Source organism: Bifidobacterium sp. LH_230, assembly GCF_056357555.1.
This window is the reverse complement of the sequence record NZ_JBKEWJ010000022.1, coordinates 23,640-50,133: the sequence shown is the minus strand read 5'-3', so window position 1 is coordinate 50,133 and position 26,494 is coordinate 23,640. Positions and strand designations below refer to the sequence as shown.

Below are 26,494 nucleotides of genomic sequence, written 5' to 3'. Positions count from 1 at the left end.
AAAAACGAATGCCGGCTCATCGAGGGCAGGATCACCACCAACTGGAAACAGGCCCTCGCCCAACTCGTCGCCGCATACCCGGAACGCATGGAACCCTACCTCTAAAAACAACAACAAAAAACACCCATACACAAACAATTTGACAAGCTCTCGTGTCGCTATCGATGGTGTTGGTGACGCCGTCCTCCGAGAGGTACCCGCCGTCGCGTAGCTTCGCGTCGAGCGCGGTGGTCGCGTCGGTCGGGACGGCCGCCTGGCCGGCCACCGCCCACCACATGCCGCCCGCATATCGTCCACCTTCGCCGTGCGGCTTGCCGACGGAGACGTTCTGGGAATCGGGAGTGCCCATTGTGTTCCTTCCTTGCCGCTATCCGGCGGCATCGTATTTGTGCACCGTCAGCACGACGGTGATCTGGTATCGCGGCGTCGACTCGTCCAAGGGGAAGTTGATCGTACTCTGCACGTCGATGCGGGCGATGTTCGGCATCGTCCAGACGCGTCCGAGCACGCCCTTGGTCAGGTCGGCGAGCCGTGCCGCCTTGACGCGGGATCCGGCCCAGCATTGGATGGCGATCATCGGCGTATCGATGAGGCGCGTCTCCGCGCCACCCACCCGTTCGATGGTGATGAACCGTTCGGGACGCCTCTCCGGTGCGTCCAACGACACCGGGCATCCTTCGAGTTCGGGCTGTCGGGATAGCCATTGGACGAGTTGCGTTTCGATGTTCTGCATCAGCCACCGCCTTGCAGCGCCTTCAGCAGCGTGTTGTGTTTGGCGTTCGATCGTTTGGTGTGCAGATCCGTCGTCTTGACCATGCCGTGCGCGCGCGGCTTCGCGCCGTCGCCTATGATTGCGTCGCCGACATAGCCCTTGGCGTTGTGCATCCCGTTGGCGACCGAGGCCACGTGCCTGGCCTGCTTGTCGATCTCGCCCAGCACGCCGAGGGAGGTCAGCACCTCGGTCACCCCCACGCGATGTGTCTGTATCCTGATTCTCGCCATGTCTATCCGTCGCTTCGGGTCACGGGAACGGTCATGTTCCAGTCGGTCGGGGTCATGCCTCCGTCAATGGGGAGCGGGTCGCCGACCACCCGGTACCTGCGTTCCCTCACGATGATGGACTGTCCCTGCAGAGGGGCACCTGCGTAGCGGCGGGGGAAGTACAGGTCGGCGTCGATCTGGACGCCGTCCGGCCGGTTGGAGTCGGTGGCGTTCTTTCCGTTCGGAGGTCCGACGAGCACGTTGGACACCTGCTCCAGTTCGGTCTCATAGATGGGGTTGTTGCCTTCGTCCACGCCGGTTTTCACCCGTCGTTCCACGATGATGGTTTCGCCTCTCATACGCCGCCTCCATCGCCGTGGTTCGGCATGGAAACGGTCATTCGCGGGGCGTCCGCGCCCGACATGTCCAAGTGATAGGCGCGTTGCACGCCGACTCCCAGACGGGCTTTCTCGGCCCTTGTCAGGTAGAGGTCGCCCATCGGGTTCGAGTAGGTGAACGCTTCGCTGAAGCTGCCGGCGGTCTGCTGCGCGTTGGTCACGCCCAGATGGTCGTCGTCCACGAGCATCTTGCGGATGACCATCGCGCAGGCGATGGTTTTGCGGGTGCGCTCGGACGCCATCGACCATCGGGGGCAGGTGTCCATGATGATCTGCGTGGCGTCTTCCAGTAGCGTGGCCGCGTTCTCCCGTTCCGGTGTGGTGAGGGTATGCCAGCGTTTCTCGATGTCCTCGTAGGTGGCGAACGCTTTGAAATCGTCAGTCATACCCGTCACCTCACTTGGCGATGAGACCCCACGTACGCATCGCGGCGAACGCCTTGTTTACCGCGGTGACGATGGCCGCCGCGTCGGCGTCGGCGGCGAGGTCCGCGATGGCGGCGGCCGTCGCGGGTTTGCCGGATACGTCGGCCCACTTGGAGGGGAAGGATGTCGGCTTGCCTGAGAGATTCGTCCAGTCGTATCCATAGGAGGGGAACTTGGTGGGTTTGCCGGACACGTCATCCCATGTGGTCGGGAAGGACGCCGGCTTGCCGGTCACGTTCGACCATGCGATCGATTCGACGGATCCGGTGAACGGAGTGCCGTCGGGATTCACCAGACGCACAGGCTCGGCGAGCACGGGCACCCCGTTCTCGCTGGTCTGCACTACGAGCGTCTTGACTGGGGTCACAGGCATCACTTGACCGCCTTCACACTCTTCGTGCCGGCAACCGGGCTTTCAGCCTTAAGCACGGCGATGGCGGTCGGGTCGATGATCGCGTAGGAGAACACGGCCTCGCTGCGGTAGGCGATCTGATTGCTGCCGGCCAGATCCACTCCGGTGTTGTCCGGGTCGCCGTACGGGATGACCTCGGCCGTGATCGGTCGCACGAGTCGCCAGCGGATCGTGCTGAAGTCTCCCATGAACGCGAGCACTCCGGTGGATCCGTTGACGTACTGTCCTTCCACGGTGGTGCTAGTGCTCGCGCGGATGCCGTCGAGGATGCCGGTGTTCAGGCTGAGCGGGATCTCCGGGAACAGTCGGCCACCGGTGGCGGAGACGCGCAGCTTGCGCAGTTCGTTCGCCAGAGTACGGGACAGCGCCACGCCGGTGATGTTCACGCGCAACAGCTGGTCGGTCAGAAGGTCGAGATTGGCGAGATGATCCTTGCCGCCCTTGACCTGCGTGGCGACCTTCGCCAATGCCTCGTAGCCGGTCATCTCTTCGCCGGAGGCCGGGTTCACGGCATGATAGACGACGTAATCAAGGGCTTCGCCCAGAGCCGCCGCCTGATCGGCCTGAATGGCGTCGAGGATCTGAAGCTGGTCATCCTCGTCCGCCCACTGGAGCTGCTTGCTCACGCGCGTGGTGCACTGGACGGTGAACCTCTTGCCTTCCTTCGGGGTGATGGGCTGCTCGTAGCCGCCCTTCTTCGCGCCTTCGGCCACGACTTCGGCACGGGCCTTACCGTTGAACACGTTGTATTTGTCATCGAGGAAGCCGAGCCTGTCGGCGGGGCTGAGGGTCGCGATGGTGCTGGTGTCGTGCGCCTTGTCCACGACGGCGAGGGACACGTCGGTGGGCAGGACCACCTGATTGGTCTGCAATGCTGCCATATTGAATATGCCTTCCTATGAGGTCAGTTGGTGCCGAACAGCTGCCTGAGCAGCGGCGAGTTCGGGTTGTCTTTGCCGGTCTTCGTTTTCGGAGTGCCGGATGGGTTGGGGACGTTCGGAGCCGTGGGCTTGCTCACCGTGGACAGGTAGGTCTTCAATGCTTCGGCATGTGCGTTGATCTCCTCCTCGGTGTTGCCTCGGATCAGATCGACGGGGACACCGGTCACCTTGGCCGCTGTGGTCTTCCAATCAAGCCTTTCCTGAGCCGTCTTCATGTCGGCGAGCGCCTTTTCGGCGGCTTCCGCGCGCTTGGTCAGCTTCTCCGTTTCGGAGAGCTTCGCGTCTTCCATTGCCTTGAGCCTGTCGGCCGCGTCGCTGTTGGCTTTGGCCCGGTTCTCCCACTCGCGAGAGTGCTTCATCGCGTCATGGTATTTGGCTTCCCAATCGACGTGTTCGCCTGCATCGCCCGTTCCGGGATCCGCCGGCGGCTCGCCCCCTCCGGCCGTAGGCGCGTCGATCATGCGGATGCGCTTGGGGTACCGTGCCTGCCACGGTTTGAACATGGTTCCATCTCCAATCAGCCCGTTCCGGGCATCGGTAAAGCCCCTGTTACAGGGGCTGCGGTCTTAGTGAACGTCGCCGTCGGCTCCCTTGAAGAAGTCGGGGTGCTGCCGTCGCATCACTGCGGCGAGACTGTTCAGATTGTTCGGGTCTCCGGGCGCATATGTGTGCGTGCGGCGTTTCCCGTTCTTCTGGGTGATGGTCACGGTGTACGGGCCAACGTTGTTGGCCGCTTCCAGCAGTCGTGAATCCGCGTGAAGGTTCTCCAGCGCGTCGCGGGCGTCGCGGTACATCTGCTCGTATCGGTCGGGGTCGTAGCCTTCGATGGCGTTCCCGCCCTTGTCCCATTCGGGCACGATCTCGCAGTCGCAGTCGTCGTGGAAGTCGTGGTCCGCGCCGGCGGTTTCGGCGCTGCGGTAGATGTAGCCGCGGCCGGCGAGCATGAGGCAGAACGGGCACGTCTTGACACCGGATGGAACGCGCGCATAGCCGGGATGACGCGGGTCCCGTTGCGCGTTGCGCTGGACGGTCAGCCGGCCGGGATTCTTCACGTTGCGGTCGAGGAATTTGTTCGCCCATCTCAGGAACTCGGCCGGATCCGCCATCGTGCCGTCGGGCTTGTCGAACAGCAGCCCGGCTTTCGCGCGGATGATCTCACGCGCCGTCTTGTCGTCGAACTCGTTGACCGGCTGCGCCTCGAAATCGCCGTCGAACCATCTGCGCCAGAGCGTGTCATACCATTCCGCCGCCGCCACGGATCCAATGTCGCCGTACTTGCGACACAGGGCGGGCAGCATGTCCAGCAGAACGTCACGCTGCCGTGCGGGCGGCAGTCCTTCCAGTTCCATCCACAGTCGTCCCAGTTCCCGTTGCGCCAGCTTCACCGTCTGGCTCTGGGCCTTGCCCAGACGGGCCACGTCCGTTCGTGTCACCGTCGCCACCGGCCCCTCCATTCACCAGCATGTCGAGCACACTACGGGCTTGGGATTGCGTGGCCTCGTTTTTCAGCGAGACAATTTCGTCATTGGTCAGGCCGAGACGTCGCAAGCCAACAGTGCTGTTCGCATAGGTTTCGTTCACGCCGGAGATCTTCACGTAGGCGTCGGCACGAGCCGCGTCGGAGATCTCGCGGGTCGGCATCCACACCGGCTTGATGTCCTTGAGATCATCTGGCGGCGTGGTCAGTCCGTCACGGAGACAGATGGTCATGCGAAGCAGCTTCTGCAACTGCGAGCCGAACAGGCGGTTCTGCCGGTCGGCTTCACGGGTGAGCTTGCGCTCGGCAGCGGCCATAGCCTCGGCGGAGGTCGGATTATCCAACGTGATGCCCAGATTGTCGGCCGGAAGGTTCGTCTCCGACGCGACGACAAGCGCGATGGTCTTCAGCATGTCGGAGTGGGGTTGCATGGATGCCTGACTGATCTGATGCAGTTCCGGGTTACGTCCGTCGATGTCGCCATCGATCGCGTTGATGGCGGACACCAGCGAAGACCACGTGTCCTGATTGAACGCATCCTCCGGCGCCCCGAGAAACCACAGTTTCGGCACGCTGTAGAACTCGGCGCTCGCCTCCATGCGCACCAGCGTCCTGAAGCCCATATCGGTCAGGGACATCAACGGTCGTGTGATCCGGGCGCGCCCAAGCGGGCGGGATAGTTGCGGATCGCTGATGAACGGGATGGCGGTCGGCTCGGGCCAGTTCGTGATGATGCGTTCGGCCTCCCAGCCGCCTCGGCTGCTGCGGGCCACCGCATACACCTTGTTCGGCAGGAACACGTTGAACGCGGTGATGCGTCCCTTGCTGGTCGCGTCGTTGATGGTCAGTACCGCCGCAAGCCGGTTATGCCTCCCGTCCCAGATGGCGGCGCTGTATTCGGCGCTGCGTGGCGTGATGATGATTCCCTCGTCATCCTTCGTGATGGTCAGGAACGCGCAGCCGTGCATGTACGCGGAGACGATGGTCTGCGGAATCGCCAGCTCCAATGCGGTGCTGTCGGTCAGGTCGGCGACATCATACGGGTCGAAACCGTCAATGGTCCAACCGTCGAACACGCTCAGATCGGCGAGCGCCCTGACCGCCTTGGACGGCCAGCCGATGCACGCGCTCACGTTCGCGCGGATGCGGTCTGGAATCGAGATACCGAAGTCCTTGAACCCGTAGTGGGCGAAATAGTAGCCGCTGCGGATCAGATTGTACGGGTATCGGTCGCGCCACACCTTGCATAGTGCGCGGATGACCGGCATGTCCTCTGGATCCACGCCGGGGATGTTCGTCGCGCCGAGACTGTTCACGTCCAACGGACGTTTGACCGCCGCGCTCCAAATACCTTCGTCTGCCAATTGCCTGTTCCTTCTAGTGCATGACGTGCTGTCGCCTGTTCGGGTTGCGGCGCGTGGTCCACGCGCCCTGCAAAGCCATCGTGCAGGCGACAAGCGGGGAGATGTCGATGTCGGATCCGCTCTTGTTCCATCCGAACGCGCCGCTTTTGCCGATCGGCCGCGTGGTCACGTTCGCCACTGCCTTGCCCAATTGCGGCTGGTCCGCATCCGGCAGATGCCGCAGGGTGCCGGCGTTCAGCATGTCGAGCACGCGCCCACAGGCCTGACCCATGCCGTTCGTGGAGTTCACCATGACCTTCACGCCCCGTGCCTTCAGCTCAGGCAGCAGCACCATAGCCGGGCTTTGCGCGTCGATGACGACGGAGGCGGTCTTCGGCCAGCGCTCGGCGATCCAGTCGGCGGCCCAAGCGGTGCCATGCCTCTTCGTATCCCGGTATTCAACGAGTTCGATATGCGCCGTGCCGTCCGGGTACTTCATGCACGCTCCGATAGCCAGGGCGCTGCGGTCGGGCGACATGTCGATACCGAACGAGGTCACGCCGCCATCCGTGCGCGCGGACACCTCGCCACCGGCCCATAGTCTCGGGCTTATCGCGCTGCTGACTGTGGTTTCATCCCAGATGCCGAGGCCTTCTCTGCGGAACGAGTCATCGCCCAGATTCTTCTTCATGCGCAGTATGGCCGCTTCGCCTGTGCGATGCGGATACGACGGGTTGGCTACCGCCCACTGTTTCCGGTCGTCACTATCGGCGTCCTTGTCGGCGCTGAACTCCACATACAGCATGTCCGTGCTGTCGCCCTTCAGAGCCTCGTCACGACGGGTGGAGAACACTTCGGACGGATCTGACGGTTTCGGTGGCGTGCCCATGTAGATGATCAGAGGGTTGCGGGCCGCGTTCGTCGCCGGGATCATGTCGTCCAGCGCGCGTTCCGTGAGGATCTGCGCCTCATCGAACACTTCCACGTCCACGCTGTCGAAACCTCTGCCGAAGCCGTTTTCGCGGGCGCCGAACATGATTCTGGATCCGTTGATGAACACGATCTCCTGTTGTCCGTTCGCCCTGCGCGGCTCCCCGTCAACGAACCGGCTGATAGCCTTTCTGCGGGCGAGGGCGCACATGAATTTGAAGGTTTCATCGCTGGTGCGCGTTCTGTGCGCGGTCCACAGCACTTTCAGTGGATAGTCGTTCAGGATGCACAGCATGACGATCATCGTGCCGATCAGGAATGTCTTGCCGACCTGACGGCAGATGCTGATGACCACGCCGCCGATGCCGGCGGCATACACGCCATCCGTGGTCTTGCCGAGAATGCAGCGTCCTAGCTGGCGTTGCCATCCGTCGTATTCGATGCCGCATTGCCGCGCCTGCGCTTCGACCTTCGGCCATCCCGTTGTCCTGATGTCATCGGGCAGCACCACGTGTCGGGCTACTTCGGAGAGTTTGCGGCGGTCGGAGTGCGTTTCAGATTTCGTCCGGGTCGAACGGTTCATCCTCTACCTCCGTCGCGGTCGGTGCGTTAGCCCCGCCGTTCTCGGATTCGAGCCGTTCCAGTTCGCGGCAAACCTCCAACATTCTGCGGCTCAGTGCCGCAAGGTCTCGGGGCGGTGTGTCAGGATCGAACACGGCGGTCTGCAAGCGGACCAGCGTCTTGCGAAGCATCCCCTCATAGTCGAGCGGATCCACCGGCTTCACCGCCTTGCGGGTCGTCCTTACGGCCATGAGTCACCTGATTTCTTGCTTTGGGGAAAAATAAATAGGGAGAGTTTTGGCCAATACTCCGGGGTAGCCGGGCCTCTGCGGGGTTGGGGTACCTCTCCCATCCGTCGAAGTCACCAGTCCGACGTTTTGAACGGGATGGCGGTGGGCTTGAGCGCGGGCTTGCCTTGTGAGGCGTGTTTTGCCCACGCAAGGCTCTTATCGCTTTTGAGTTGGTTGCAGCAACGATGCGTTTTCTGTAGATTTCTCAGGTCCGTTGCGCTGCCGCCACGACTGACCGGAATGATCTCGTCCACTTCGGCGCTCATTGGGTCTGGCCATTTGATGCTGTCGTCGATGGGCTTGCCGCAGATGCCGCATGGTGTTTGTTGCGCGAGCACTCGCTGCCGTGCGAGGTTGCGGGCTTGTCGGTTGAGGCGCCGTGGATCCTTGTAGTTCCTATCGTGGGGCATATGTGGGCCATTGTGTTGGCGGGTGCCGTGATGCCTGTGTCGCAAGCGGTTTTCGGTTATGCAGGTGTGAGGCTTGGTGGGCTTCACGGCACCCGGAGTATGAATGTGCCCCGCCGGTGAAAGGAGGAAAGCCCGGCGGGGCGAGGTGAAGTCTTTGGGATTGCCTTGGTGTTCCTTGCATTGAACGGCAACACTATCATTTTCGCCGCGTTGCGGTTTGGCCGCAAGCGACGGAGGCCGTCAGATCTACTAGATATTCGACGGTTTTGTCGCCGTGTTCCCAGACCGGGCGTAACCGGCTGTAACGTCTGTGGGGGCTTCCCGTGTTACTTGCTGTCAACCCTTGTTTTCAGATGGTTCCGTCATTCTTCCTACCTTCCCTGTAACGGGTGTAACGGTGTAACCGATGGTCATGGCGGTGGTATGAGAATGCGGGAGGGTAGTCATGGTTACGCCTGTTACCCCTGTTACGATGGTAGTGAATCCTTGATTTTCCGGTACTTGCACCGTAACGGGATGCCTGTTACCCGTTATCGCTCTGGATTGTCGTATGGTTCATTCTCACGACTGGTGTAACGCGGGTAACGGGTGTAACGGGCGGTTCGGATTGAGGGATACTGGAATGAGTATTATCGGAATCTCCGAGGAAAGGATGAAGATATGCCAGATCAGCAACAGGATTCATCGTGGAAGCCGACCATTCCTCCGAGCTATGCAGATCCTGAGAATCAGGTGCACATTTCGCAACATTCTCTGGACCCAAGTCACATCCATACACGCTAAGGTGGCCCGGAATGGCGGACACGAAAGCGAACGACGCAGACGATGAGCCGGCTGAGGCGAAGCCGGATCAGCCGGAGAATGAGGCGGAAGTCATCGCATCTCTGGAATCGGTACTGGCCGAAGTCAACCGACAGAGGGATTATCGGCGTAAGCAGGTCGATACTTCGGTGCAGCTCAGTCGTCAGCTGATCGGCTTTGCTTCACTGACTTCGCCGTTCGCCGCCTTATCAAGTGTTCATGTGCAGTGGCTGAAATACGTCGCTTTGTTTTTGTTGGCTCTTGCCGTAGCGGTTGGACTGATTGATATATGCGACCCGAAGCGCGGTGAGGAAGAATTGCCGTTGGACAGGCTGCGTAATGACGCTTGCTCAAAAAGCAGAAAATCCGTATTGCTGTACCAAATCGACAATCTGACGGCCAATGAGGCGAAGGCGCGTGCGGCTGAGGATAAGCGGATCCGTTGGGTCAAGCGTGGCTATATGTTGCTGGGGTTTGCCGTGTTGTGCACGGCACTGTCCATCATCGATTACGCGGCGATAGCCGCTTGGATTCAGCAGCTTCCCTGAGATTGGAAGAAGGGCGCACCGGTTGTCCGATGCGCCCTTAATCGTGCCGGTGGTTCCGCTCATGCCGCCTTGTCGAGTTCGTCGTGTCCGATCCCGCTTTCGGCCTTCTTGAACTTGGCCGCGGCCTTGGCCTTGGCTTTCTCGGCTTCTTCCTTCGCCTTGGCGATGCCGTCGAGTCGCGCTTGGTCCACGGCGTCGGCGACTTCGTTGAGACGTTCGGGCCATAGCGCCGCGTAGATGTCGAGTGTGATGCTCGCCGTGGCGTGTCCGAGCTGTTTCTGTAGCGTCTTCACATCCGCGCCGTTGGCGATGGCGATGCTCGCGTAGGTGTGGCGAAGACTGTGGATATTCACGCCTTCGTCCTCCATCCCCACCGCCTTCACGGTCGGGTACCAGACACGGGTGCGCCAGTTGTGGTCATGGATATACCCGCCCCGCTTCGCGCGGAACAGGAACTCGCTTTTGCTCTGGTCTTCGGCCAGTTTCTCAAGTTGCGCGATGAGGGATCCGGGCAGCGCGATGGTGCGGGCCTCTCCGTTTTTAGGGGTGCCGAGCTGCATTTTGCCGTTGCCGTCATCCGACCATGTTCGGCGTATGCGGGCTTTGCGCCCCTTGAAATCGAGGTCTTGGATTTGCAGGGCGAGGGCTTCGTTGATGCGCACTCCCGTATAGGCGAGGAACCGGATGAGCAGGCCGTCCACGTCTCGCCCGTTGTCTGCGGCTGTGTCGGCAAGCAGCTCCACTTCCGGCACGGTGAGGAACACCATGTCCTCGTCCTTGGTCTCGATTTTGGGCGTGACAACCTGCTTGGCGAGGTTTTCCCGGATCCACTTGTTGGTGATGGCGTACTCGAACACCGCCGCCATGACGACTTTGACGATGTTGCGGATGCTTCGCGCGCTTAATGGCTTCGGCTTGCGCATGACGCCTTTCTTGTTTACCGGCAGTTCCGCCTTGTAGTCGCCTTTCTGGAGGCCGGTCACCCATGACTGGAGATCCTTGAGCGTGATTTCGCGCAACGTCTTGTCGCCCCACGTGGGGTTGATGTATACGCGAAGCTCCCGCTGGTAGCGGCCGAGCGTGGAGGGTTTGATGTCAAGCTTGGTCTCGATCCACTGGTCCGCCACGTCGCGGAAAAGCCGCTGGTCGGCATTGGGGTCGATATAACGTCCGCGCCGGATGTCGTCTTCAAGGGCGGCTTGAAACTCTTCGGCGTCGCAGAGCTTGTCGAACGCCTTCGTCTTCGACTGCTTGGTGCCGTCCGGTTTGACGACGAACCAACGGCAGCGCCAGCGCATACCGCTGCCATAGCGATTTGAACGCCACTTTTCGGGCACACGGGCTTTCTGCGGGTCGCGTGCGTTGGCGAGGCTTCGCCGGGCTGTGGCCGATGGCGGGTTGCCATCATCGTCGTCTTTGAGCCACAGGTCATCGATGGTCACTCGTGCCATAGGTTCAGCTTCTTTCAGTATGCGTAGGCGGGGTTCCGCCGGAACGGTTCGTTTTCGAGGATGTCCTGTATGTCCTTGATGACGCCGACGGTGACGTGGAGCTCGTTGGCGATCTTGAAGGGACATGCCTCGTAGGTCTGCTCGGCTTGCGCGTATTCGCGGAGGTCCACGAGCCTGAGCGCGGTTTCGCGTCGGGTCTTGGCCTCTTCGGCCACCGGATCCATCCACCGGTTCATGCCCAAACGGAAATGTTCCGCGTGGATGATCTCATGCTGTAGTGCCACTCGTTTCTGGTTGTCGTTGATTCTCCCGTCGATGGTGATGAGACGCCGCTCGTGGTCGTAGTGCCCTAGGTGGTCGCCGGTGATTGTTCCTTCCACCACCTGAAGTCCCATTGATTGGGCCTCACGCAGCAGGTCGCCATAACTGTTCTTCAAGCTGTGCCTTTCGCTTCCGGTCAGTCCGTTGGTGTTTCCATTTCTCTCTTCTTGTTTTCGTCGCGGTATGCGGCGGTGGTGTAGTTCAGTCTGCCGTTGCCGATTACACGGGTCAGCTGCTCCAGTACGGATTGCTGCTCGCTCATGCGTTCGGTCCCGTATGCCCCCATTTCTTCGTTGACGCGCTGGTGGGCGCGTCCGACGATTTCTTTCAGCTCCACGCCGATGCACAGGCAGATTTTCTCCGCCACCTCCACCGGTATGGATGGTTTCGCGTTCAGCCAGTTCGCGAAGGACGATCTGGCATGTCCGAGCCGGTCGGCGATTTCCGCCTGCGAATACCCCCGGGAACGGATTGCGCCTTTGAGCTCGGCCCCGAGGTACTTGCCGAACAGTTGCGCCCTAGTGTCGATTTCATTAGCCATACCGCCATCATAACATGATTTCTCGCTAATGCAATTAGTCATATCAAGTCATTTTCGTGTTGATATTTCGTCGAAGGACGAATAGTGTTAGCGATATGACTAATAGACGTTCCGAGGTGGACAGGTGGCTGGGTGCGAAGGTGTCCCAGGTGCTGAAGTCCGACGGACACAAGTACTCCGACGTGGCTCGGCTCATACGGATGCCGTACAGCACGTTCAGTGCGAAGCGGCATGGCCGGTCGCCGTTCTCGTTCCCCGAGATTTATGCGATCTGTCTTGTCACCGGGCACGATCCCTCCGAGTTCGTACCACCCAAGTCACGGTTGCGGTTGCTTGCCAAGCATCGCGGCAAATAAGGAACCCATGAAGAAAGGAACGGCGATGAAGGACAATCCAATTCTTAACGACGAGTCAGTGAGAAGGAAGCGGGCGGCGATCAACATGTTCATGCCGATACTGAACGCGGTGTGTGGCGATGATCGCCCGCTCGTGGTGGAAGTCACCGCGCATCGCATGGGCGATGAACCCGTCCCGTTCGGTACGGTCACGCTCGCACCCGGCGCTGGAGCCGTTGTGGGGGAAATCCATGCGAACGAACTTGAGATCTGCTTCGTCGGCATGGTGCTCAGCCTGTATGGAGACGTGCTGACGCGCACGGGAATCCAGTTGGCTGAATCATCCGACGGCGCGGATAACTACATGGTCTGCGAGCGCGACGCGGCCACGCCGACGGATCTCTGAGGTGACGCTATGGACGGACCAATGGAAGACGCGGGGTTGTTCGACTCGCTGGAGGCCTCACTGAAGCCGATGAACACGCCGAAGGACGTTTCCGCCACCGGGATCTCCGAAGGCACGTTGGGCTACTGGCGGTCTATGGGCATCGGTCCGAAGTTCGTGAAGGTCGGGCGCACGGTGCTGTACCCGAAGGAAACGGTTCTGGACTATTTCCGCACACACGTCTACCAATCCACCGGCGAAGTGAGGGGTGAATGGTGATGGACTTCGATCTGGATGACCTGCGATTCATCGAATCATGTCGCGCCGGCCGTGCGCCGACGAAGCCCCGGCGGCGAACGCGCACGCGCCGAAGCCGTCCGATGAGCGACGAGGAACGTCGTGCGAGCAAGCGCGATTGGCAACGTCGGCGGCGTGAAGATCCGTGGGAGCGGGAGAAGGATCGCGCGTATGCGCGTGACCACTACTACCGGAACCGCGAGAAGCGGCTTCGACAAATGAAGGAATACCAGCGGCGGCGTAAGGCGGAGGAGGCATCTAATGGGTAGAAGCCTGAAGACGGCACGGCGTGCCGGCGCGGCAATGGAGGCCCGGACCGTCGATTATCTGCGTTGGGCGCTGGACGACGACCGGATCGAACGCCGTCATCTGATGGGCGCGAACGACTGTGGCGACATCGCCGGCATCCGCTACCGGGGCCATCGGATCGTCATCGAGTGCAAGAACACGGCGAAAATGGATGTTTCCCGGCATCTGCGGGAGGCGGAGATCGAGCGCGGCAACAATGACGCCCTGATCGGCGTGGTCGTGCAGAAGCGGCCGGGCATCGGCATCGAGTCGCGTGACGGCCAGGCCCGACAACTCGTGATGATGACGCTGGAGTCATTCGCGCTGCTGCTGAATGACGGAGTCCCGTTGGGAGGCGATGCGGATTGAGACGGTATCTGCCGAGATGCCGCGCGTGCGGATCCTTGGCGGCTCCCACCGATGCGGATTCCGCCTACGAGAAGGCGAGGGAACACAGGAAAACCAAGCCCGGCCATCCGGTCGGAGTCATCCCCATCAGGGTGAGTGGAGGTAAGGAACAATGACGGGAACATTGGTGCAACCCGAGATCGACGGCTCGATGCCGTCTTTGGAAGATCAGAGGCGCGATCTGCTGGAGCGTCAGGCGGCACGTATCGCCGCATTGCAGGTGGACATCAAACGCGCCCAGGACGAGATTGACTCCCTGAAGGCGCAGATCCTCGATGCGTGGCCGGTCGGCTCGTATGAGGCGGGCGATCTACATGTACAGGTTAAGGCCGGCAATCAACGGCTGGATACGAAGCGTTTCACGCAGAAGTACCCGGCGGCTCAGCATCCGTCCTTCTACAGGGTGTCGCCGGATGTCTCGGCGGCCCGCCGAGCCTTGGGTGCGTTGGCGTTGGAACCGCTGATGAAGCGCGACAAGAGTTCGGTGGTGGTCAAATGAGCGCCGCCGACGTGCTTGCCGTTCTGAACGGTGCGGGATCCGCCGAGGCCACGGCGCAGGTCGACACCGTCGAGAAGGCGACGCCCTATGAGCTGCTACGTGTCGAGGCATCGCTGTGGCCGCAGATCCGAGGGCTGATTGAGGACAATATCGGCAACGCGCCACGCGAACGGCAGAAGGCCATCGGACCGAGCGAGCTGGGCACGGACTGCCTGCATTGCTTGGCGGCGAAACTCGCGGGGTGGCAGCGTCGTCGCGGCGTGGCATGGCTCCCGTTCATCGGCACGTGCGTCCATGAGCATTTCGAGCGCATGTTCGACGGGCTGAACCCGCAGGGCTTCGACCCGGACGTGAAGCACCGGCCGTACGAGACAGAGATGAGGGTCACGGTCGGAGAGCTTCACGGGCTTGAAGGCGGTTACCCGGTGCGCGGATCCATCGACCTGTACGACCGGCGTTCGGCGAGCACCGTGGATTGGAAGATCGTCGGATCGACCACGTTGAAGGACGTGAAGGCGCACGGCCCCTCGCAGACCTACATGGTTCAGGCGTCGCTGTACGGCATCGGCTTGAGGAACGAAGGCGAGCAGGTGGAACGTAACTGCATCTTCTTCCTTCCCCGAAACGGGATCAGCCTGAACGACGCCTTGCCTGTGGAGCTGCGCTTCAGCGACAAACCCGGACTATGGGCGTTGGCAAGGGCGCAGATGCTCGTCACCTTCATGGATCTGATCGAACGACAAGAAGGTGTCGAGGTGCGTGATGCGTGGATTCACCTGCTTCCCGTTTCTGCCACCCACTGCTTCGACTGCGGTTCATGGCCGGACGATGCGGCGAACGGGATCCCTGAACTCTCCGCGTCACCCACGCCCGAAGTGCCGGAACGGTGGCGGCAACTGATTCCGCTATTGGATCCGACGATGCGGGAGGTGCCGGACATGTGACGTTTCCTCCGAAGCCAATCCCAACCAAGTCAACAGTCAACCAGTCAAACGATTAGGAGTCAGCAATGTTCGCACAAGCAAACCAGTCGCACGGCAATTACGGCCAGCCCGCACAGGCCTTGCCGTCGCTCGCTCAGGTGATGGCGGGAGGCACGCCGTCGTTCTTCCAGCGCGAGGACCCCATCGGCACTTCCGTCACCGGCACGGTCGAGAGCATCGAAGCCCAACAGCAGCGGGACATGGACACGCAGGAGCCGAAGTTCTTCGACAACGGCCAGCCCATGATGCAGGTCGTCATCCATGTCGCCACCACGCTTCGGGACACCACCATTCCGGGAGACGACGGCGTTCGCGCCGTGTACGTGAAAGGAAAGAACCTGAGCACGTTGCGTCAGGCCTCCCGCATGGTCGGGCGCGACTTCCCGCATGTTGGCGACGGGTTCACCGCCACTTATACCGCCAACGGCGAGGCCAAGAAGCGCGGCTGGAATCCGCCGAAGCTATACAGCTACGAGATCGTGCCCAATCAGACGCAGGTCGCCCAGGCCATGAGCGCCACAGAACCCCAACAACCGGTTCGGGTCCAGACGCCGCAGACGCAGCAGCATCAGCCGCCGACCACGCAGCAGCCCGCGTTCCAGCAGCCGCAAGTGAACGCCGAACAGGTCAAACAGCTCGCCGCCATCGGACGAACCGCCGCGGAGATCGCCGGATTCCTTGGCATTGACGAGCGGACGGTCAACGACATCATCGGCGACGAACCCGAGTTCTAGAGGGGGTACCCGAACCGTAGCCAAGCGGTCTCCGCGGATGCGACAGCCGTGGCGGGCACAAAGAAGACGATTCCACTACGAGTAAGAGAATGAGGCGATAAGAATGGATGCTCCGTTCAGGCACCAGTGTTCGATCATCCCGGATGGGCCGAGCAACGTGCAGACCGTTCTTATGGGGATGCGGGTTTCGCCGGATCCGTGGAAGCACACGTTCTATGACCGCGTCGGACGGAGCATCGAGGTTCCGCGCAACGAAATGAACAAGAGCAAGCCGTACTTCGATGACGGGTATGCGAAAGCACTATGGGATTTCCGCAACGATTCCATGCTGCTCGGCGAGGATGGCCAGACCCTGTACGTGCGCGACGTGGATCTGACCGGCGCCAACCGTCTGCTGGATTCGTGGCACGCCATCGGATCCCTTGAGGACGAGTACCACGTGACCGGACGGACGCAGGTGTATCTGCCGTGGAACGTGCAGCTTCGCGTCGAGTGCGCGAAACTGGCGAAGCGCGTCCGCCACGGTGTGAAGTTCCGCAACATGGCGTTCTACCGCATCGACGGCCGCGTGCAACGCATCAGTCCCGGCGATCCTCTGTTCGACAACCCCTTCGAGGTGTTCATGGACGTGGACTATACCGACGAACTGGTCGCCAAGGCCGGCGAGTTCCTGCGCTTTGTCACTGCGGACGCGCATAGCGCCGAGAACTTGGGACGCATGTTCGCCACTCCGTTGCTTGAGCCGTACAAGCACCTGTTCTATGTGCTGTATGGCGGGGGCGGCAATGGCAAGGGGATCCTGCTGGACACACTTCACCGAAGCCTTCCCGCGTTGTCCGCCGCAGTCACGTCGAAAACCCTGCTGGGTGGACGGAACGGTAACGGGGGATTCGCCACTGATCAGGAGATGCTGAAGCTGATCGGCGCACTGTGGGCCTACGACGAGGACGCAGACACCATCACCTTGGAGCAGGCCACCCTGCTGAAGAAGATCGGCACCGGCGACACGATGGTGGCGCGGCGCGTGCAGGAGAACGCGGTCAGTTTCAAGAACAAGGCGACGTTCATCATCGCATCGAACAACCCCGTCATCATGAGCATGACGGAGGCGCTGGAACGGCGCCGTGTGTTCGTGCGCATGAAGGACGGGCGCGCCGAAGGCGAGTTCGCGGATCTGTTGCGGTTCCGTGACGAGCATGGTATCGCCCCGTTCCTCATGGCCTCATGTCGTCTCTGGGAAGCCCGTGGCGACAAACCGTGGACCGATGTGGTTATCGGATCCGCCGATGATCTGACCGAGGCGCAACAGTGGATCGTGGATTGCATCGTGGCGAACGGGTACGCCGTCAGCCGGGATAATCCGTTTCGCGAAACCGAAGCCGGGCACCGGAACACCGCCATGAAACTCGGTCTGAAGTCGAAGCCCAAGCGCATCAACGGCGAGGTGGTCCGTGTGCTGGTGGTCAGAAACGAACACGTCTTCAGCGTGTACCGCAACAGTGCGGCGAGGGATCTTGCCGAAGCAGTGGAAGCCGAAGCCAAGCCCGTACCGCCGCTGCCGCCCCCGATTGAAGGTGCTGCTGTGGCAACGCCAGATGATTGCGGTTATCCGGTCACATTCGGCTCCGTTACCGACGAAAAGCGCTCCTATGACTGGGCGAAGAACCGCACCCTTCCCGAAGGCAAGCAACCGCCAGCCAACGTGGCAGCGTATGCGGTCGTTCCGGCTGCGGGCATGGCGATCATCGATCTGGATGTCGCCAAGGATCCGGCCACCGGTGAGGTCCTGAAGGATGCGCCAACCGGTTGGGACGTGTTCAACCGCGAGATCGGCGAATACGGTTCCCCGGATTTCCCGAAGACGTACCTCGTCGGCACGCCGACCGGCCGCAGGAACGGCTTGCCGTCAGCGCACGCCTACTACATGATTCCGCCGGAACTGCGAGGCCGGTTGAAGAACGCCGTCCACGAGAAGGGCATTCCGGTCGATATTCGTTGCGAAGGCAAGGGGTACGTGGTCGGCGCTGGTAGCCGGATCCCGGACGGTGATTATCTGCTACTGGATTTGCCGGACGGCCAGCCGCCGGTGATGCCGCAGAAGATGGAGCAGTGGCTGATTGCCCACAATTACGTGATCGACGTGGAAGGTCAGGCGACTTTGCCTGTGTCTGCGAACGCCACGCGGATTCCCCCGTTGAGTGAGATTATGCGCCAGCCCATTGCCGTGGTCTCCGCATCGAACGGTCGCCCCGACATGACGCCGATTCCCGCAGGCAGCCGCAACAACGATCTTCATGCGTGGGCCTACGGCCGACTGCTGAACCACCCGGAGAACGCCGAGGCCATCCAGCGAGACCTGCTCGACCGTGGTCGGGCGAGCGGCTTGAAGGATACGGAGCTGACGACGATCTGGAACTCGATCCGTCGTCAGTTGGGAGGCGGCTGACATGGTGAGACGCAAACCCTCATGGCTGAGGCTGCTGTGCCCCAGCGGCGTGAATCCCGCCCATCTAGTCGCCCGCAAATGTGGGACATGCGGCGAATGGGTGGCGGTGGATACTGGCGGGCCGGTCGAAGAGGTTTACGATCCGGGCGTGCTGGATGCGAACGATCTGGTGACGGCCGTTATTCTCGGTCGCCGATTCACGCGGATCCAGCCGATAGCAGGCACGGGCCTCATTGCGCTTCGCACCCCATGCGGGTCATACGGCGTCAGTCGTGACGGCCTGTATCTGGCCGTGCACGAGTGCTTCAGAACACCCCTCAGCATGAAACCGTTCAAACCACCCAAACAGGTGGAGGGCAGCAAATGGGTCGGGCCGAGGATGACCGACGAGGAGATCAGACAATTCGAGACAGCTTGGAGGAGCAAGCCATGACCGCCACACATAAGCCGGTGTTCAAGACACCGAAGAAAACAACGCCGAGGAAAACCCACCGACTGATCCGTCTGGTGCCGGCCGTGCTCGCCATGCTGCGGACACGAGCCACCACCGTCGGTTTCGGGACCCCGACAGGGTACGTACGCGAGTGCGCGTGCGGATTCTCAACACGGGATCCCAATCGGTTCGCACAGCATCTGGAAGACAAGATCGGAGAAACCATCATGAACAATCCACTCGCATTCCTGGATGACCCCACGCCCACGCTGAAGCACAGGCTGCTGGATACCGCGAAGGGCGGGAGAATCTTTATCTGCTCATGCGGACGCGACTTCACGTCGCTCACCGTCATGCAGGAACACATCCGTGCCATGAATGAGGGGAACGCCGATGACCACGAATGAGCCAGTGCATTTGGTAGTCACGGAATCCGCCGGACATGGGCTGCGTTGGTGGTGTTCCTGCGGATACGACACCGATGACCTACAAGAGTTGAAGAACCATCTGAACCGGAAGGACAAGCATGACGGGACCATGCGTGAACAATGACGGAGCCGAAACCGCCGCGGGACGGTTGCTGTGCCGGAGCTGCGAGCATCGGCTCTGGGACAGCCTCGCCCAACTTGGTGAGGATGCCATGCCACTGCTATTGATCGCCACCAGACAAGCCGGCGTGAACATGCAGGGCAGCGGACACGCCTCGCCGGCCGAGGCCCCGTCACCGTTGAGGGATGACTTGTGGGAGCTGTATTGCGAGGCGGAACAACTCATGCGCCGGTTGTGCGCACGGTTCGACTACCCGAAGACGCTGGATCCGCACATTACGGTGGTCGGTTTGGCTCGTATGGTGCTCGCCCGACCGGGACCGTTGCTGAAGAGCGGGGACGTGCTCGGCTGGTATGAGGACATCACCGATATGTCTGGACGAGTCCACAAGGCGGTGAATCCCGCGAAACCTCGCATCGCGTTCGGCTCATGCCCGGACTGCGGCGGCGTGGTGTGGGGGGATCCAGACGAATCGGATGGCGAGTGCGCGAGCTGTGGCGAGCGGGTGAACCGTCGAGCCGTGGCCGACCGGCTGCTGGCCCGCCTCATCGTCAGCGAAGTCAGGGGAACCGCCACCGAGCTGAGCGCCGAGTGCGCGAAGGCGGGTATCCGCCTACCGGCAAGCACGATACGAAGCTGGGTCAACCGCGGCGGTTTACGTTACGGATCCGACGGGAAACTCTCCTTGAGTGAGCTGGTGCCGTTACTGCGGAAACGCGCCGACTATGGAAAAGAAGCCTGACCGGGGTTGTCCGTTGAAGGAATATCAACGGACAACCCCCTTACCGTTACTGGAAAGATTTCTTTTTGTAGAAGCCCATCTGCTCATCGCCCCACCATGTGAGGAACTGTTCGGCAGTTTCGCCGTTGTGACCTCTGCTGTCGAATGCCCCATCGGTGGATGCCACACGTCCGCAGGTTTCCTCGGCCAGCGCGGCGGCGACGAACCCGTATCCGGTCGAAGCGACGGCCGGGCCGGCGAAGTTCCGTATGTCATGCCAGAAATGGGGTTGCGCGTTCAGCAATCGCATGTCCTCATCGGACAGCGGCAGATCGAACTCATCAGCCTCGATGGGGAAGCATTCGCCCAGCATCGACGGAGGATAGCCTTCCTTCCCGTCGGACTTCACGTAGTCATCGACCCACGGTTGATCGATCCGGGTACGCTCCCACAGCGACGGCCAGGAACTCGCCCGCCACTGGCCGTTGATCAGATAAGCAAAACCGAGATCCATCTCCACCTTCCAGCGCGTGGCCGGATCCACGTACCTTAATTCCTCATCGGGGCCGCATGGGTAGAACGCCTTGACCTCCACGGTGCTGTCGATGCCATACTGGTCGAGCAGCTGCTGATAGAGCTCTTGGGTGCGGCTTCTCGTCTCTTCGACCAAGGGCAGGTAATCCGTCGTCGGATACACGTCAATCGTGGTGGACATGCCCCAATCATACCGAAACCCCTTGGAATCATTGGAATCTCGGGCGCTTCATGCCAGTAACAAAAAATGTTACTGGATTCGGTCATCCCGGTAACACTGGAATTTTGTTACTGGAGCCGTAGCCCGAAAAAAGAAGAGGCCCTACATCCCAAGCGGGAGTAGGGCTTTCGAGTCGGGCTGACAGGATTTGAACCTGCGACGTCTTGCTCCCAAAGCAAGCGCGCTACCAAACTGCGCCACAGCCCGTTTTCATGCCATAGGGCATAACTTTTCAATTATACGCACCGCGGGGGACGCGATGTGCTTCCGACTGCCGGAATCCTTGGCTCAGAAAACAGCCGAGAAGTCGGAGGTCTGCGGTCATTGTTACTGAGTGTTACTGGACTCCATTCTTCAGTTTTTGCCGAAACCCGAAACCCTAAGCGGGAGTAGGTCTCAGCGGCGGTCATAACACAGTCGGTTTGGTATCATCCTGCTCCCAAAGCAGACGCGCTACCAAGCTGCGCTACAGCCCGATGTCACTGTCACGCGCACGTCAAGCACACGCGAAAACGACAATCATCCATTGTACCGGACGCATGGACCGAATGGTCGCACATTCCCGATCATGCATCATCTGGCGCATATCGTGCACCGGCACGGCGGCCGACCGATGTTCCTATTACAATGAGGGCGGAGCAGCAGCACGGGAAAGGACATAACCGATGGGACGGCATCAGCGGGCGGAGACGTTGGGACTGGTGTCGTTCCTCATCTGCGCGATCGTCGCGTTCTTCGGCATGAAACTCTACCTTGACCTCGCTCCCGCCATCTGGCAGGTCACACAGCGCCGGTTCAGCGTGGCGGCGGCCATCATCGCGGCGTGCGGCGTGATCTCGTTCGTGGTCGGCTATGCGAGCAACTCGCGTTCGTTCACGCTCAAGCACGGCTGGTGGGTGCCGATCCGCCGCGTCTTCGAGATCCTCGCACTGTCGGTCGTGTACGCGGCCACGATCTTCCTGTCCTCGTTCGCCCTGTTCAGCATCGTGAACACGGTGATGGGCATGCATCTGCTCGCCGGTTACATGCCGGCCGCCTGCGCCGGATTCGCGGGCGTGGCCGGCTATATGACGTTCGTGCAGGCCGAACTCATGAACGCGAAGACACTCGCCTCGCTGCTGCCGTTCTTCGTGATCTCGGGAGTCAGCACCGCCGGGTTGACCACCGACGACCCGTATTGGTATCACAACAACTTCTCGCAGCTCGGCGACCGCACCACGTTCGCCGCGACCATGTTCAACGCGACGCTCATCCTCGCCGGCACATGCATCATCATCGTCAGCTACTTCGCCGTGTCCGAGCTGATCACCACGCAGCGGCTCGAACGGCTGTGGCACGAACAGTACGGCGACGAGGTCGACCATCCCGAGATCAAGCATTTCAAGGTGCGCATCGCGATCCTCTCGCTGCTGCTGACCGTTTCCGGACTCGCGTTCGTCGGCATCGGCGTGTTCCGGTACACGCCGCACTACATCATGCACAACGTGTGCGCGAAAGGCCTGCCGCTCATCATGGGCGTGCTGCTGCTTGCGCTGCCGTGGCTGGCGCCGCGCATGCCGAAGGCGATGTATGCGATCTCCGATCTGGCAATCGCGATCTGCGCCGGATTCGGCATCTACATGCTGCGCGGCTACGATACGCTCACGAATCTCGAGGCGCTGGCGTGCGCGTTCTTCCTCGGCTGGTTCATCGTGTTCTCGCGTCAGATCGCGGCGATCGAGGCCGACCGCGTGCAGATGCAGCTGGTGCGCGTGCAGGCCGACCGGCTCGACATCGCGGCGTCGGCGGCGGCCAACGGCGTGGCGGACGCGCAGGCGGTCGCCCATGCGACCAATACGAAACAGCCAGCCGAGAAGATCGAATCTCGACTGGCTGCGGATCGCTGACATAAATATATCGAATATACCAAGTCCGACAAAAACCGGCGACGTCAAATCGTCATTTCGAGCGAGCGAAGCGAGTCGAGAAATCTTACGAGAACCGTACTCCGTAAGATTTCTCGACTCGCTTCGCTCGCTCGAAATGACAGGAGAGGCACCACGCCTCAGAAGAGGTGGTTCTGCTGCTTGCGCGGGTCCTTCGCGCTCTTCAGAAGCAGGAAGCTGCGCGACTGCGCGGTGATCACGAACCCGGCCTCATAGCTCAGCTCCGGCCCCTTCGGGTTGTGCGTGTCCACGATGAGCTGCCACTTGCGCCCGTACTTCTCGTCGGGCAGCGTGAACATGATCGGCTCATAGTGCGCGTTGAAGATGAGGATGAAGTCGTTGTCGACGAGCTGGTTGCCGTAGTAGTCCATTTCGGGGATGTTCGAGCCATTGAGGTAGATCATCACCGAGAACGCGTGCGTGTTCTGCCAGTCCTCCATGTCCATGATCGAACCGGTGTGGTCGAACCATTCGACCTGCGGCAGCTTGTCGGGAGAGTCCCCCTGCTCGCGGCCGGAGAAGAAGCGACGACGGTGCAGCACCGGATGCTCAAGACGCAGGTGGATGAGCTTCGAGACGAACTCGAACAGATCCTTCTGCGAATCGTTCAGATCCCAGTTCATCCACGAGATCTCGTTGTCCTGGCAGTACGCGTTGTTGTTGCCCTGCTGGGTGCGCGCCACCTCGTCGCCGCCGCAGATCATCGGGATGCCCTGGCTGACGAGCAGTGTGGCGAACATGTTGCGCATCTGCCGTTCGCGCAGGTCGAGCACGTCCGGGATCGTGGTCGGGCCTTCCACGCCGCAGTTCCACGAACGGTTGTTGGATTCGCCGTCGCGGTTGCCTTCGCCGTTGGCCTCGTTGTGCTTCTCGTTGTAGCTGACGAGGTCGTTCATGGTGAAGCCGTCGTGCGCGGTGATGAAGTTCACGGACGCGACCGGTCGGCGTCCGTTCATCTGGTACAGGTCGGAGCTGCCCATGAGGCGCGACGCGAATTCGGGCAGTGTGGACGGCTGCGAGCGCCAGAAGTCGCGCACGCAGTCGCGGTAGCGGCCGTTCCATTCGGACCAGCTGGACGGGAAGCCGCCGACCTGGTAGCCGCCGGAGCCGAGATCCCACGGTTCGGCGATGAGCTTGACGCGGCTGATGATCGGGTCCTGTTCGACGATGTCGAAGAACGCGGACAGCTTGTCGACCTCCTGGAACTGGCGGGCGAGCGTGGCGGCCAGATCGAATCGGAAGCCGTCGACGTGCATTTCGGACACCCAGTAGCGTAGCGAGTCAGTGATCAGGCGCAGCGCGTGCGGCGAGCGCATGAGCAGCGAGTTGCCGGTGCCGGTGGTGTCGAAGTAGTGCCGCTGATCGTTGTCGACGAGACGGTAGTACGCCTGGTTGTCGATGCCCTTGAAGCTCAGGGTCGGACCCATGTGGTTGCCTTCGGCGGTGTGGTTGTAGACCACGTCGAGGATGACCTCCATGCCGGCGCGGTGGTAGGCCTTGACCATCGACTTGAATTCGTTGACCTGCTGGCCGCGTTCGCCGGAGGACGAGTACGCGTTGTGCGGGGCGAAGAAGCCGATCGTGTTGTATCCCCAGTAGTTCGACAGGCCCTTTTCCTGCAGGAACGAGTCGTTGACGAACTGGTGGATCGGCATGAGTTCGATGGCGGTCACGCCGAGCTTCTTGAGGTATTCGATGACGGTCGGGTACGCGAGGCCGGCGTAGGTGCCGCGGATGTCCGGCGGCACGTCCTTGTTGAGGTTCGTCAATCCCCGCACGTGCGTCTCGTAGATGACCGAGTCGTGGTACGGGATGTGCGGATGCTGGTCGTTGCTCCAGTCGAAGTACGGGTTGACGACGACTGATTTCATCGTGTGGCCGGCCGAGTCGAGGTCGTTGCGTTTGGTGACGTCGCCGGGCGAGTCGAACCAGTAGGAGAACAGGCTTTCGTCGCCGTCGATGTTGCCTTCGATGGCCTTGGCGTACGGGTCGAGCAGCAGCTTGCTCGGGTTGCATCGAAGGCCCTGGTTCGGGTCGTACGGTCCGTAGACGCGGTAGCCGTAGCGTTGGCCGGGCTGGAGTCCTGGAATGTAGTTGTGCCACACGTACGAGTTCTGCTCGGTCATCTCGATACGCGTCTCGTTGTCGTCGTCATCGAACAGACACAACTCGACTTTGCTGGCGACTTGGGAGAAAAGGGCGAAATTCACGCCGGCGCCGTCATAGCTGGCGCCGAGCGGATACATCAAACCTGGTCTGATCTGCATAGGTACAGTATCTCACCTCATCATGAAGTTTGCCGACACTTGCGTGTGGACTTGCGGTATTTGAGGGGGAACGATCACGACCTGTTCATGATTCGTTCATGCTCCGCTCCATGCGGCGGATGCGTTCGTGCTGGATCGCGATGATCGAGTTGGATGCGGTGACCGGCAGCGCGAGCAGCTCGTCCCAGCCGACCCATGCGGTGTCGACGTGCTCGTCGGCGTCGAGATGGCGTGCCGTCGTCGTGTAACGGTTGAGGTGCATGACCATGATGTGCGCGAGTTCGTCGGTCATGCCTTCGGACGAGTAGTAGTCGCCGACGTGGTCGATGACGACGCCGTCTTCGCCGTCCGGCACGACGCCGGTCTCCTCGGCGAGTTCGCGCAGTGCGGCGGTCGTCGGGTCCTCCCCCGCGTCCATGAGTCCGGCGGGGATGCCGTAGGCGAACCGGTCGGAGCCGATGCGGTATTCGCGTTCGACCAGATAGCGGTCGGTGGCCGTGTCGTGGACAAGCATGACGACGCAGGGCGCGTGGCGCAATACCTGCCGTCGGATGTCGACGGTGCCGCCGTCGCGCCGGCGTAGGGCGATGGTCATGTCCTCGACGGTGAAGATCGCGCCACGGTAGACGGTTTCGCGCGAGCGCACTTCGACCGGCGTGTTCATATCGATGATGTCGTGCATATGGCTGATTGCCTTTCTTATGTGATGCCTGTGCGGCCGGCGCGGCTGCGGACCCGTGCGCTACAGTCGCAGCGTCCACGGATCGGTGTTCATGCGCAGCCATTCGACGTCCGGCCGCCGGCCCGTCGCCTGTTCGACCGCGTCCGGTACGTCCTCGATCGCATAGCGGAACCACAATGATTCGATGGCGGAGTGCGGCGTGTTGATGAGCAGCGGGCGGATGCGTTCGTCGCCATGGCCGACGCGAATGCCTTGCGCGCGCAGCTCGGCCTCGTACCGGGCCTGTTCGATCGCGTCGGTGGCGGGATGATGGCGCAGGTCGCTGGTCACGTACACTTCGGCGCCACTGGCGCGCACCTCGTCGAACAGCGAGTCGCCGGAGCCGGGCAATACGGCCACGGTTTCGACCATCTGGTCGAGCGGCCCGCTTGCCGTGACGCCGAGTTCGGTATGCGGCAGCACGTCGGCGACGTGACGGGCGAACGTTTCGAAGGTCGTCGGCCGAGCGAGTCGACCGACACGTCCCAAGCCGACCTCGTGACCGGCCGCCGCGGCCTCGTCGTCCCGGATCGGCACGAGCGGATGCTGATCGGTCAGTCCGAACAGGTCTGCGGCCGCCTGGCCCACACCACGGTACGCCGCATCGGCGTTGGTATGGCCGACCCACAGCGCGCAGTTCGACTGGTACAGCTTGCGCACGATGTCGCCGCGCGCGCCGAGTCCGGACACCTGATGCACGGAGCGGAACAGCAGCGGATGGTGGGTCACCAGCAGGTCGGCGCCGTGTTCGATCGCGGTATCGATCACGGCCGCGGTCGGGTCGGCGGCAAACGCGATACGCATGACCGGCGCAGTGGGGTCGCCGACGATCAGCCCCGGCTCGTCCCAGCTTTCCGCATACCGTAACGGATACAACGTTTCCAGAACATCGACGACCTGTTTGAGCGTGGGCATGCGT

General features: G+C 61.4%; 33 protein-coding genes and 1 tRNA gene. 14 read left to right on the top strand and 20 right to left on the bottom strand.

All coding sequences use genetic code 11. The annotated features are described in order from the left end of the window. Window positions 1-367: 367 nt before the first annotated feature. The 12 genes from AC1A0G_RS10125 to AC1A0G_RS10070 form a co-directional block, all read right to left on the bottom strand. Window positions 368-733 (bottom strand): hypothetical protein, encoded by a 366-nt coding sequence (locus tag AC1A0G_RS10125; RefSeq protein WP_476529429.1) that lies wholly within the window; start codon window positions 731-733, stop codon window positions 368-370. Continuing rightward, the gene (locus AC1A0G_RS10120) at window positions 733-1,002 is read right to left on the bottom strand and encodes a hypothetical protein (RefSeq protein ID WP_476529427.1); all 270 of its coding nucleotides are present in this window, start codon (window positions 1,000-1,002) and stop codon (window positions 733-735) included. The genes AC1A0G_RS10125 and AC1A0G_RS10120 overlap by 1 nt, the downstream gene beginning before the upstream one ends. Window positions 1,003-1,004: 2 nt before the next feature. Beyond that, the gene (locus AC1A0G_RS10115; protein WP_476529425.1) at window positions 1,005-1,340 is read right to left on the bottom strand and encodes a hypothetical protein; all 336 of its coding nucleotides are present in this window, start codon (window positions 1,338-1,340) and stop codon (window positions 1,005-1,007) included. Continuing rightward, window positions 1,337-1,765, bottom strand: a complete 429-nt coding sequence (locus tag AC1A0G_RS10110) for a Gp19/Gp15/Gp42 family protein (protein ID WP_476529424.1) — start codon at window positions 1,763-1,765, stop codon at window positions 1,337-1,339. The genes AC1A0G_RS10115 and AC1A0G_RS10110 overlap by 4 nt, the downstream gene beginning before the upstream one ends. Window positions 1,766-1,775: 10 nt before the next feature. Beyond that, window positions 1,776-2,177: a hypothetical protein gene (locus AC1A0G_RS10105; protein WP_476529422.1), complete on the bottom strand. Its 402-nt coding sequence runs from the start codon at window positions 2,175-2,177 to the stop codon at window positions 1,776-1,778. Then, window positions 2,177-3,097, bottom strand: a complete 921-nt coding sequence (locus AC1A0G_RS10100; RefSeq protein WP_241513431.1) for a phage major capsid family protein — start codon at window positions 3,095-3,097, stop codon at window positions 2,177-2,179. Before AC1A0G_RS10100 ends, AC1A0G_RS10105 begins: the two co-directional genes overlap by 1 nt. A 23-nt stretch (window positions 3,098-3,120) precedes the next feature. Continuing rightward, complete coding sequence (locus AC1A0G_RS10095; RefSeq protein WP_476529420.1) at window positions 3,121-3,660, bottom strand: helicase; 540 nt, start codon at window positions 3,658-3,660, stop codon at window positions 3,121-3,123. 63 nt (window positions 3,661-3,723) lie between these two features. After that, window positions 3,724-4,542: a VG15 protein gene (locus AC1A0G_RS10090; RefSeq protein WP_476529433.1), complete on the bottom strand. Its 819-nt coding sequence runs from the start codon at window positions 4,540-4,542 to the stop codon at window positions 3,724-3,726. Beyond that, on the bottom strand, window positions 4,469-5,998 hold the full coding sequence (locus AC1A0G_RS10085; RefSeq protein WP_476529419.1) for a phage portal protein: 1,530 nt from the start codon (window positions 5,996-5,998) through the stop codon (window positions 4,469-4,471). Before AC1A0G_RS10085 ends, AC1A0G_RS10090 begins: the two co-directional genes overlap by 74 nt. A 13-nt stretch (window positions 5,999-6,011) precedes the next feature. Beyond that, window positions 6,012-7,490, bottom strand: a complete 1,479-nt coding sequence (locus AC1A0G_RS10080) for a terminase (RefSeq protein WP_476529417.1) — start codon at window positions 7,488-7,490, stop codon at window positions 6,012-6,014. Further along, complete coding sequence (locus AC1A0G_RS10075; RefSeq protein WP_476529415.1) at window positions 7,462-7,719, bottom strand: hypothetical protein; 258 nt, start codon at window positions 7,717-7,719, stop codon at window positions 7,462-7,464. Before AC1A0G_RS10075 ends, AC1A0G_RS10080 begins: the two co-directional genes overlap by 29 nt. A 110-nt stretch (window positions 7,720-7,829) precedes the next feature. Beyond that, window positions 7,830-8,168, bottom strand: coding sequence for an HNH endonuclease signature motif containing protein (locus AC1A0G_RS10070; RefSeq protein ID WP_476529413.1), 339 nt, complete (start codon window positions 8,166-8,168; stop codon window positions 7,830-7,832). Window positions 8,169-8,962: 794 nt separating this feature from the next. On the opposite strand from AC1A0G_RS10070, the gene AC1A0G_RS10065 reads away from it, so the two are divergent. After that, window positions 8,963-9,517, top strand: a complete 555-nt coding sequence (locus AC1A0G_RS10065; RefSeq protein ID WP_241513424.1) for a hypothetical protein — start codon at window positions 8,963-8,965, stop codon at window positions 9,515-9,517. A 59-nt stretch (window positions 9,518-9,576) separates the two neighbouring features. Here the strand turns inward: AC1A0G_RS10065 and AC1A0G_RS10060 are convergent, their stop codons facing one another. From AC1A0G_RS10060 to AC1A0G_RS10050, 3 genes are read right to left on the bottom strand one after another with little or no spacing between them, the layout of a single operon-like run. After that, entirely contained in the window at window positions 9,577-10,968 is a 1,392-nt protein-coding gene (locus AC1A0G_RS10060) for a tyrosine-type recombinase/integrase (protein ID WP_241513423.1), read from the bottom strand. Between the two features lie 14 nt (window positions 10,969-10,982). Then, entirely contained in the window at window positions 10,983-11,405 is a 423-nt protein-coding gene (locus AC1A0G_RS10055) for a hypothetical protein (RefSeq protein ID WP_241513422.1), read from the bottom strand. A gap of 20 nt (window positions 11,406-11,425) precedes the next feature. After that, window positions 11,426-11,830: a helix-turn-helix domain-containing protein gene (locus tag AC1A0G_RS10050; protein WP_241513421.1), complete on the bottom strand. Its 405-nt coding sequence runs from the start codon at window positions 11,828-11,830 to the stop codon at window positions 11,426-11,428. Window positions 11,831-11,925: 95 nt separating this feature from the next. Here AC1A0G_RS10050 and AC1A0G_RS10045 point away from each other — a divergent pair, with 95 nt between their 5' ends. The 12 genes from AC1A0G_RS10045 (at window position 11,926) to AC1A0G_RS09990 (ending at window position 19,929) form a co-directional block, all read left to right on the top strand. Beyond that, window positions 11,926-12,186: a helix-turn-helix domain-containing protein gene (locus tag AC1A0G_RS10045; RefSeq protein ID WP_241513420.1), complete on the top strand. Its 261-nt coding sequence runs from the start codon at window positions 11,926-11,928 to the stop codon at window positions 12,184-12,186. A gap of 25 nt (window positions 12,187-12,211) precedes the next feature. Beyond that, window positions 12,212-12,571: a hypothetical protein gene (locus AC1A0G_RS10040; protein WP_476529408.1), complete on the top strand. Its 360-nt coding sequence runs from the start codon at window positions 12,212-12,214 to the stop codon at window positions 12,569-12,571. Window positions 12,572-12,580: 9 nt separating this feature from the next. Continuing rightward, window positions 12,581-12,829: a hypothetical protein gene (locus AC1A0G_RS10035; RefSeq protein ID WP_476529407.1), complete on the top strand. Its 249-nt coding sequence runs from the start codon at window positions 12,581-12,583 to the stop codon at window positions 12,827-12,829. Next, complete coding sequence (locus tag AC1A0G_RS10030; protein ID WP_476529405.1) at window positions 12,823-13,116, top strand: hypothetical protein; 294 nt, start codon at window positions 12,823-12,825, stop codon at window positions 13,114-13,116. Before AC1A0G_RS10035 ends, AC1A0G_RS10030 begins: the two co-directional genes overlap by 7 nt. Next, window positions 13,109-13,504 carry a hypothetical protein gene (locus tag AC1A0G_RS10025; RefSeq protein WP_476529403.1) on the top strand — a complete coding sequence of 132 codons (396 nt, stop codon included), beginning with the start codon at window positions 13,109-13,111 and terminating at the stop codon, window positions 13,502-13,504. Before AC1A0G_RS10030 ends, AC1A0G_RS10025 begins: the two co-directional genes overlap by 8 nt. Before the next feature lie 151 nt (window positions 13,505-13,655). Then, entirely contained in the window at window positions 13,656-14,042 is a 387-nt protein-coding gene (locus AC1A0G_RS10020; RefSeq protein WP_476529401.1) for a hypothetical protein, read from the top strand. After that, window positions 14,039-14,986: a hypothetical protein gene (locus AC1A0G_RS10015; RefSeq protein WP_476529399.1), complete on the top strand. Its 948-nt coding sequence runs from the start codon at window positions 14,039-14,041 to the stop codon at window positions 14,984-14,986. The genes AC1A0G_RS10020 and AC1A0G_RS10015 overlap by 4 nt, the downstream gene beginning before the upstream one ends. Before the next feature lie 65 nt (window positions 14,987-15,051). Then, window positions 15,052-15,759, top strand: a complete 708-nt coding sequence (locus AC1A0G_RS10010) for a hypothetical protein (protein ID WP_476529397.1) — start codon at window positions 15,052-15,054, stop codon at window positions 15,757-15,759. 256 nt (window positions 15,760-16,015) lie between these two features. After that, window positions 16,016-18,205: a bifunctional DNA primase/polymerase gene (locus AC1A0G_RS10005; protein ID WP_476529395.1), complete on the top strand. Its 2,190-nt coding sequence runs from the start codon at window positions 16,016-16,018 to the stop codon at window positions 18,203-18,205. Between the two features lies 1 nt (window position 18,206). Next, complete coding sequence (locus AC1A0G_RS10000; RefSeq protein ID WP_241513411.1) at window positions 18,207-18,638, top strand: hypothetical protein; 432 nt, start codon at window positions 18,207-18,209, stop codon at window positions 18,636-18,638. Beyond that, the gene (locus AC1A0G_RS09995; RefSeq protein WP_241513410.1) at window positions 18,635-19,045 is read left to right on the top strand and encodes a hypothetical protein; all 411 of its coding nucleotides are present in this window, start codon (window positions 18,635-18,637) and stop codon (window positions 19,043-19,045) included. The genes AC1A0G_RS10000 and AC1A0G_RS09995 overlap by 4 nt, the downstream gene beginning before the upstream one ends. A gap of 134 nt (window positions 19,046-19,179) precedes the next feature. Continuing rightward, window positions 19,180-19,929, top strand: a complete 750-nt coding sequence (locus AC1A0G_RS09990; RefSeq protein WP_476529392.1) for a hypothetical protein — start codon at window positions 19,180-19,182, stop codon at window positions 19,927-19,929. Window positions 19,930-19,975: 46 nt separating this feature from the next. Here the strand turns inward: AC1A0G_RS09990 and AC1A0G_RS09985 are convergent, their stop codons facing one another. Beyond that, a complete protein-coding gene (locus AC1A0G_RS09985; RefSeq protein ID WP_476529391.1) occupies window positions 19,976-20,623 on the bottom strand; it encodes a hypothetical protein in 648 nt (215 codons plus the stop codon). A 172-nt stretch (window positions 20,624-20,795) separates the two neighbouring features. Next, a tRNA-Pro gene (locus AC1A0G_RS09980) sits at window positions 20,796-20,869 on the bottom strand. Between the two features lie 458 nt (window positions 20,870-21,327). On the opposite strand from AC1A0G_RS09980, the gene AC1A0G_RS09975 reads away from it, so the two are divergent. Continuing rightward, on the top strand, window positions 21,328-22,548 hold the full coding sequence (locus tag AC1A0G_RS09975; protein ID WP_476529389.1) for an ABC transporter permease: 1,221 nt from the start codon (window positions 21,328-21,330) through the stop codon (window positions 22,546-22,548). A gap of 158 nt (window positions 22,549-22,706) precedes the next feature. Here AC1A0G_RS09975 and glgX read toward each other — a convergent pair whose 3' ends face one another. The 3 genes from glgX to AC1A0G_RS09960 form a co-directional block, all read right to left on the bottom strand. Next, window positions 22,707-24,854, bottom strand: a complete 2,148-nt coding sequence (gene glgX / locus AC1A0G_RS09970) for a glycogen debranching protein GlgX (protein WP_476529387.1) — start codon at window positions 24,852-24,854, stop codon at window positions 22,707-22,709. Window positions 24,855-24,939: 85 nt separating this feature from the next. Continuing rightward, the gene (locus AC1A0G_RS09965) at window positions 24,940-25,536 is read right to left on the bottom strand and encodes an NUDIX hydrolase (protein ID WP_476529385.1); all 597 of its coding nucleotides are present in this window, start codon (window positions 25,534-25,536) and stop codon (window positions 24,940-24,942) included. A gap of 60 nt (window positions 25,537-25,596) precedes the next feature. Then, a complete protein-coding gene (locus AC1A0G_RS09960) occupies window positions 25,597-26,490 on the bottom strand; it encodes a Nif3-like dinuclear metal center hexameric protein (protein ID WP_476529383.1) in 894 nt (297 codons plus the stop codon). Between the last annotated feature and the right edge of the window lie 4 nt (window positions 26,491-26,494).

Coding starts and splice junctions, on each gene's coding strand:
- AC1A0G_RS09995 (WP_241513410.1), top strand. CDS start 18,635: ATGACCGCCACACATAAGCCGGTGTTCAAGACACCGAAGAAAACAACG.
- AC1A0G_RS10100 (WP_241513431.1), bottom strand. CDS start 3,097: ATGGCAGCATTGCAGACCAATCAGGTGGTCCTGCCCACCGACGTGTCC.
- AC1A0G_RS10040 (WP_476529408.1), top strand. CDS start 12,212: ATGAAGGACAATCCAATTCTTAACGACGAGTCAGTGAGAAGGAAGCGG.
- AC1A0G_RS09960 (WP_476529383.1), bottom strand. CDS start 26,490: ATGCCCACGCTCAAACAGGTCGTCGATGTTCTGGAAACGTTGTATCCG.
- AC1A0G_RS09985 (WP_476529391.1), bottom strand. CDS start 20,623: ATGTCCACCACGATTGACGTGTATCCGACGACGGATTACCTGCCCTTG.
- AC1A0G_RS10065 (WP_241513424.1), top strand. CDS start 8,963: ATGGCGGACACGAAAGCGAACGACGCAGACGATGAGCCGGCTGAGGCG.
- AC1A0G_RS10035 (WP_476529407.1), top strand. CDS start 12,581: ATGGACGGACCAATGGAAGACGCGGGGTTGTTCGACTCGCTGGAGGCC.
- AC1A0G_RS10030 (WP_476529405.1), top strand. CDS start 12,823: ATGGTGATGGACTTCGATCTGGATGACCTGCGATTCATCGAATCATGT.
- AC1A0G_RS10005 (WP_476529395.1), top strand. CDS start 16,016: ATGAACAAGAGCAAGCCGTACTTCGATGACGGGTATGCGAAAGCACTA.
- AC1A0G_RS10020 (WP_476529401.1), top strand. CDS start 13,656: ATGACGGGAACATTGGTGCAACCCGAGATCGACGGCTCGATGCCGTCT.
- glgX (WP_476529387.1), bottom strand. CDS start 24,854: ATGCAGATCAGACCAGGTTTGATGTATCCGCTCGGCGCCAGCTATGAC.
- AC1A0G_RS09975 (WP_476529389.1), top strand. CDS start 21,328: ATGGGACGGCATCAGCGGGCGGAGACGTTGGGACTGGTGTCGTTCCTC.
- AC1A0G_RS10125 (WP_476529429.1), bottom strand. CDS start 733: ATGCAGAACATCGAAACGCAACTCGTCCAATGGCTATCCCGACAGCCC.
- AC1A0G_RS10050 (WP_241513421.1), bottom strand. CDS start 11,830: ATGGCTAATGAAATCGACACTAGGGCGCAACTGTTCGGCAAGTACCTC.
- AC1A0G_RS10010 (WP_476529397.1), top strand. CDS start 15,052: ATGTTCGCACAAGCAAACCAGTCGCACGGCAATTACGGCCAGCCCGCA.
- AC1A0G_RS10120 (WP_476529427.1), bottom strand. CDS start 1,002: ATGGCGAGAATCAGGATACAGACACATCGCGTGGGGGTGACCGAGGTG.
- AC1A0G_RS10025 (WP_476529403.1), top strand. CDS start 13,109: ATGGGTAGAAGCCTGAAGACGGCACGGCGTGCCGGCGCGGCAATGGAG.
- AC1A0G_RS10045 (WP_241513420.1), top strand. CDS start 11,926: ATGACTAATAGACGTTCCGAGGTGGACAGGTGGCTGGGTGCGAAGGTG.
- AC1A0G_RS10070 (WP_476529413.1), bottom strand. CDS start 8,168: ATGCCCCACGATAGGAACTACAAGGATCCACGGCGCCTCAACCGACAA.
- AC1A0G_RS10015 (WP_476529399.1), top strand. CDS start 14,039: ATGAGCGCCGCCGACGTGCTTGCCGTTCTGAACGGTGCGGGATCCGCC.
- AC1A0G_RS10000 (WP_241513411.1), top strand. CDS start 18,207: ATGGTGAGACGCAAACCCTCATGGCTGAGGCTGCTGTGCCCCAGCGGC.
- AC1A0G_RS10075 (WP_476529415.1), bottom strand. CDS start 7,719: ATGGCCGTAAGGACGACCCGCAAGGCGGTGAAGCCGGTGGATCCGCTC.
- AC1A0G_RS09965 (WP_476529385.1), bottom strand. CDS start 25,536: ATGCACGACATCATCGATATGAACACGCCGGTCGAAGTGCGCTCGCGC.
- AC1A0G_RS10105 (WP_476529422.1), bottom strand. CDS start 2,177: ATGCCTGTGACCCCAGTCAAGACGCTCGTAGTGCAGACCAGCGAGAAC.
- AC1A0G_RS10110 (WP_476529424.1), bottom strand. CDS start 1,765: ATGACTGACGATTTCAAAGCGTTCGCCACCTACGAGGACATCGAGAAA.
- AC1A0G_RS10095 (WP_476529420.1), bottom strand. CDS start 3,660: ATGTTCAAACCGTGGCAGGCACGGTACCCCAAGCGCATCCGCATGATC.
- AC1A0G_RS10115 (WP_476529425.1), bottom strand. CDS start 1,340: ATGAGAGGCGAAACCATCATCGTGGAACGACGGGTGAAAACCGGCGTG.
- AC1A0G_RS10060 (WP_241513423.1), bottom strand. CDS start 10,968: ATGGCACGAGTGACCATCGATGACCTGTGGCTCAAAGACGACGATGAT.
- AC1A0G_RS10080 (WP_476529417.1), bottom strand. CDS start 7,490: ATGAACCGTTCGACCCGGACGAAATCTGAAACGCACTCCGACCGCCGC.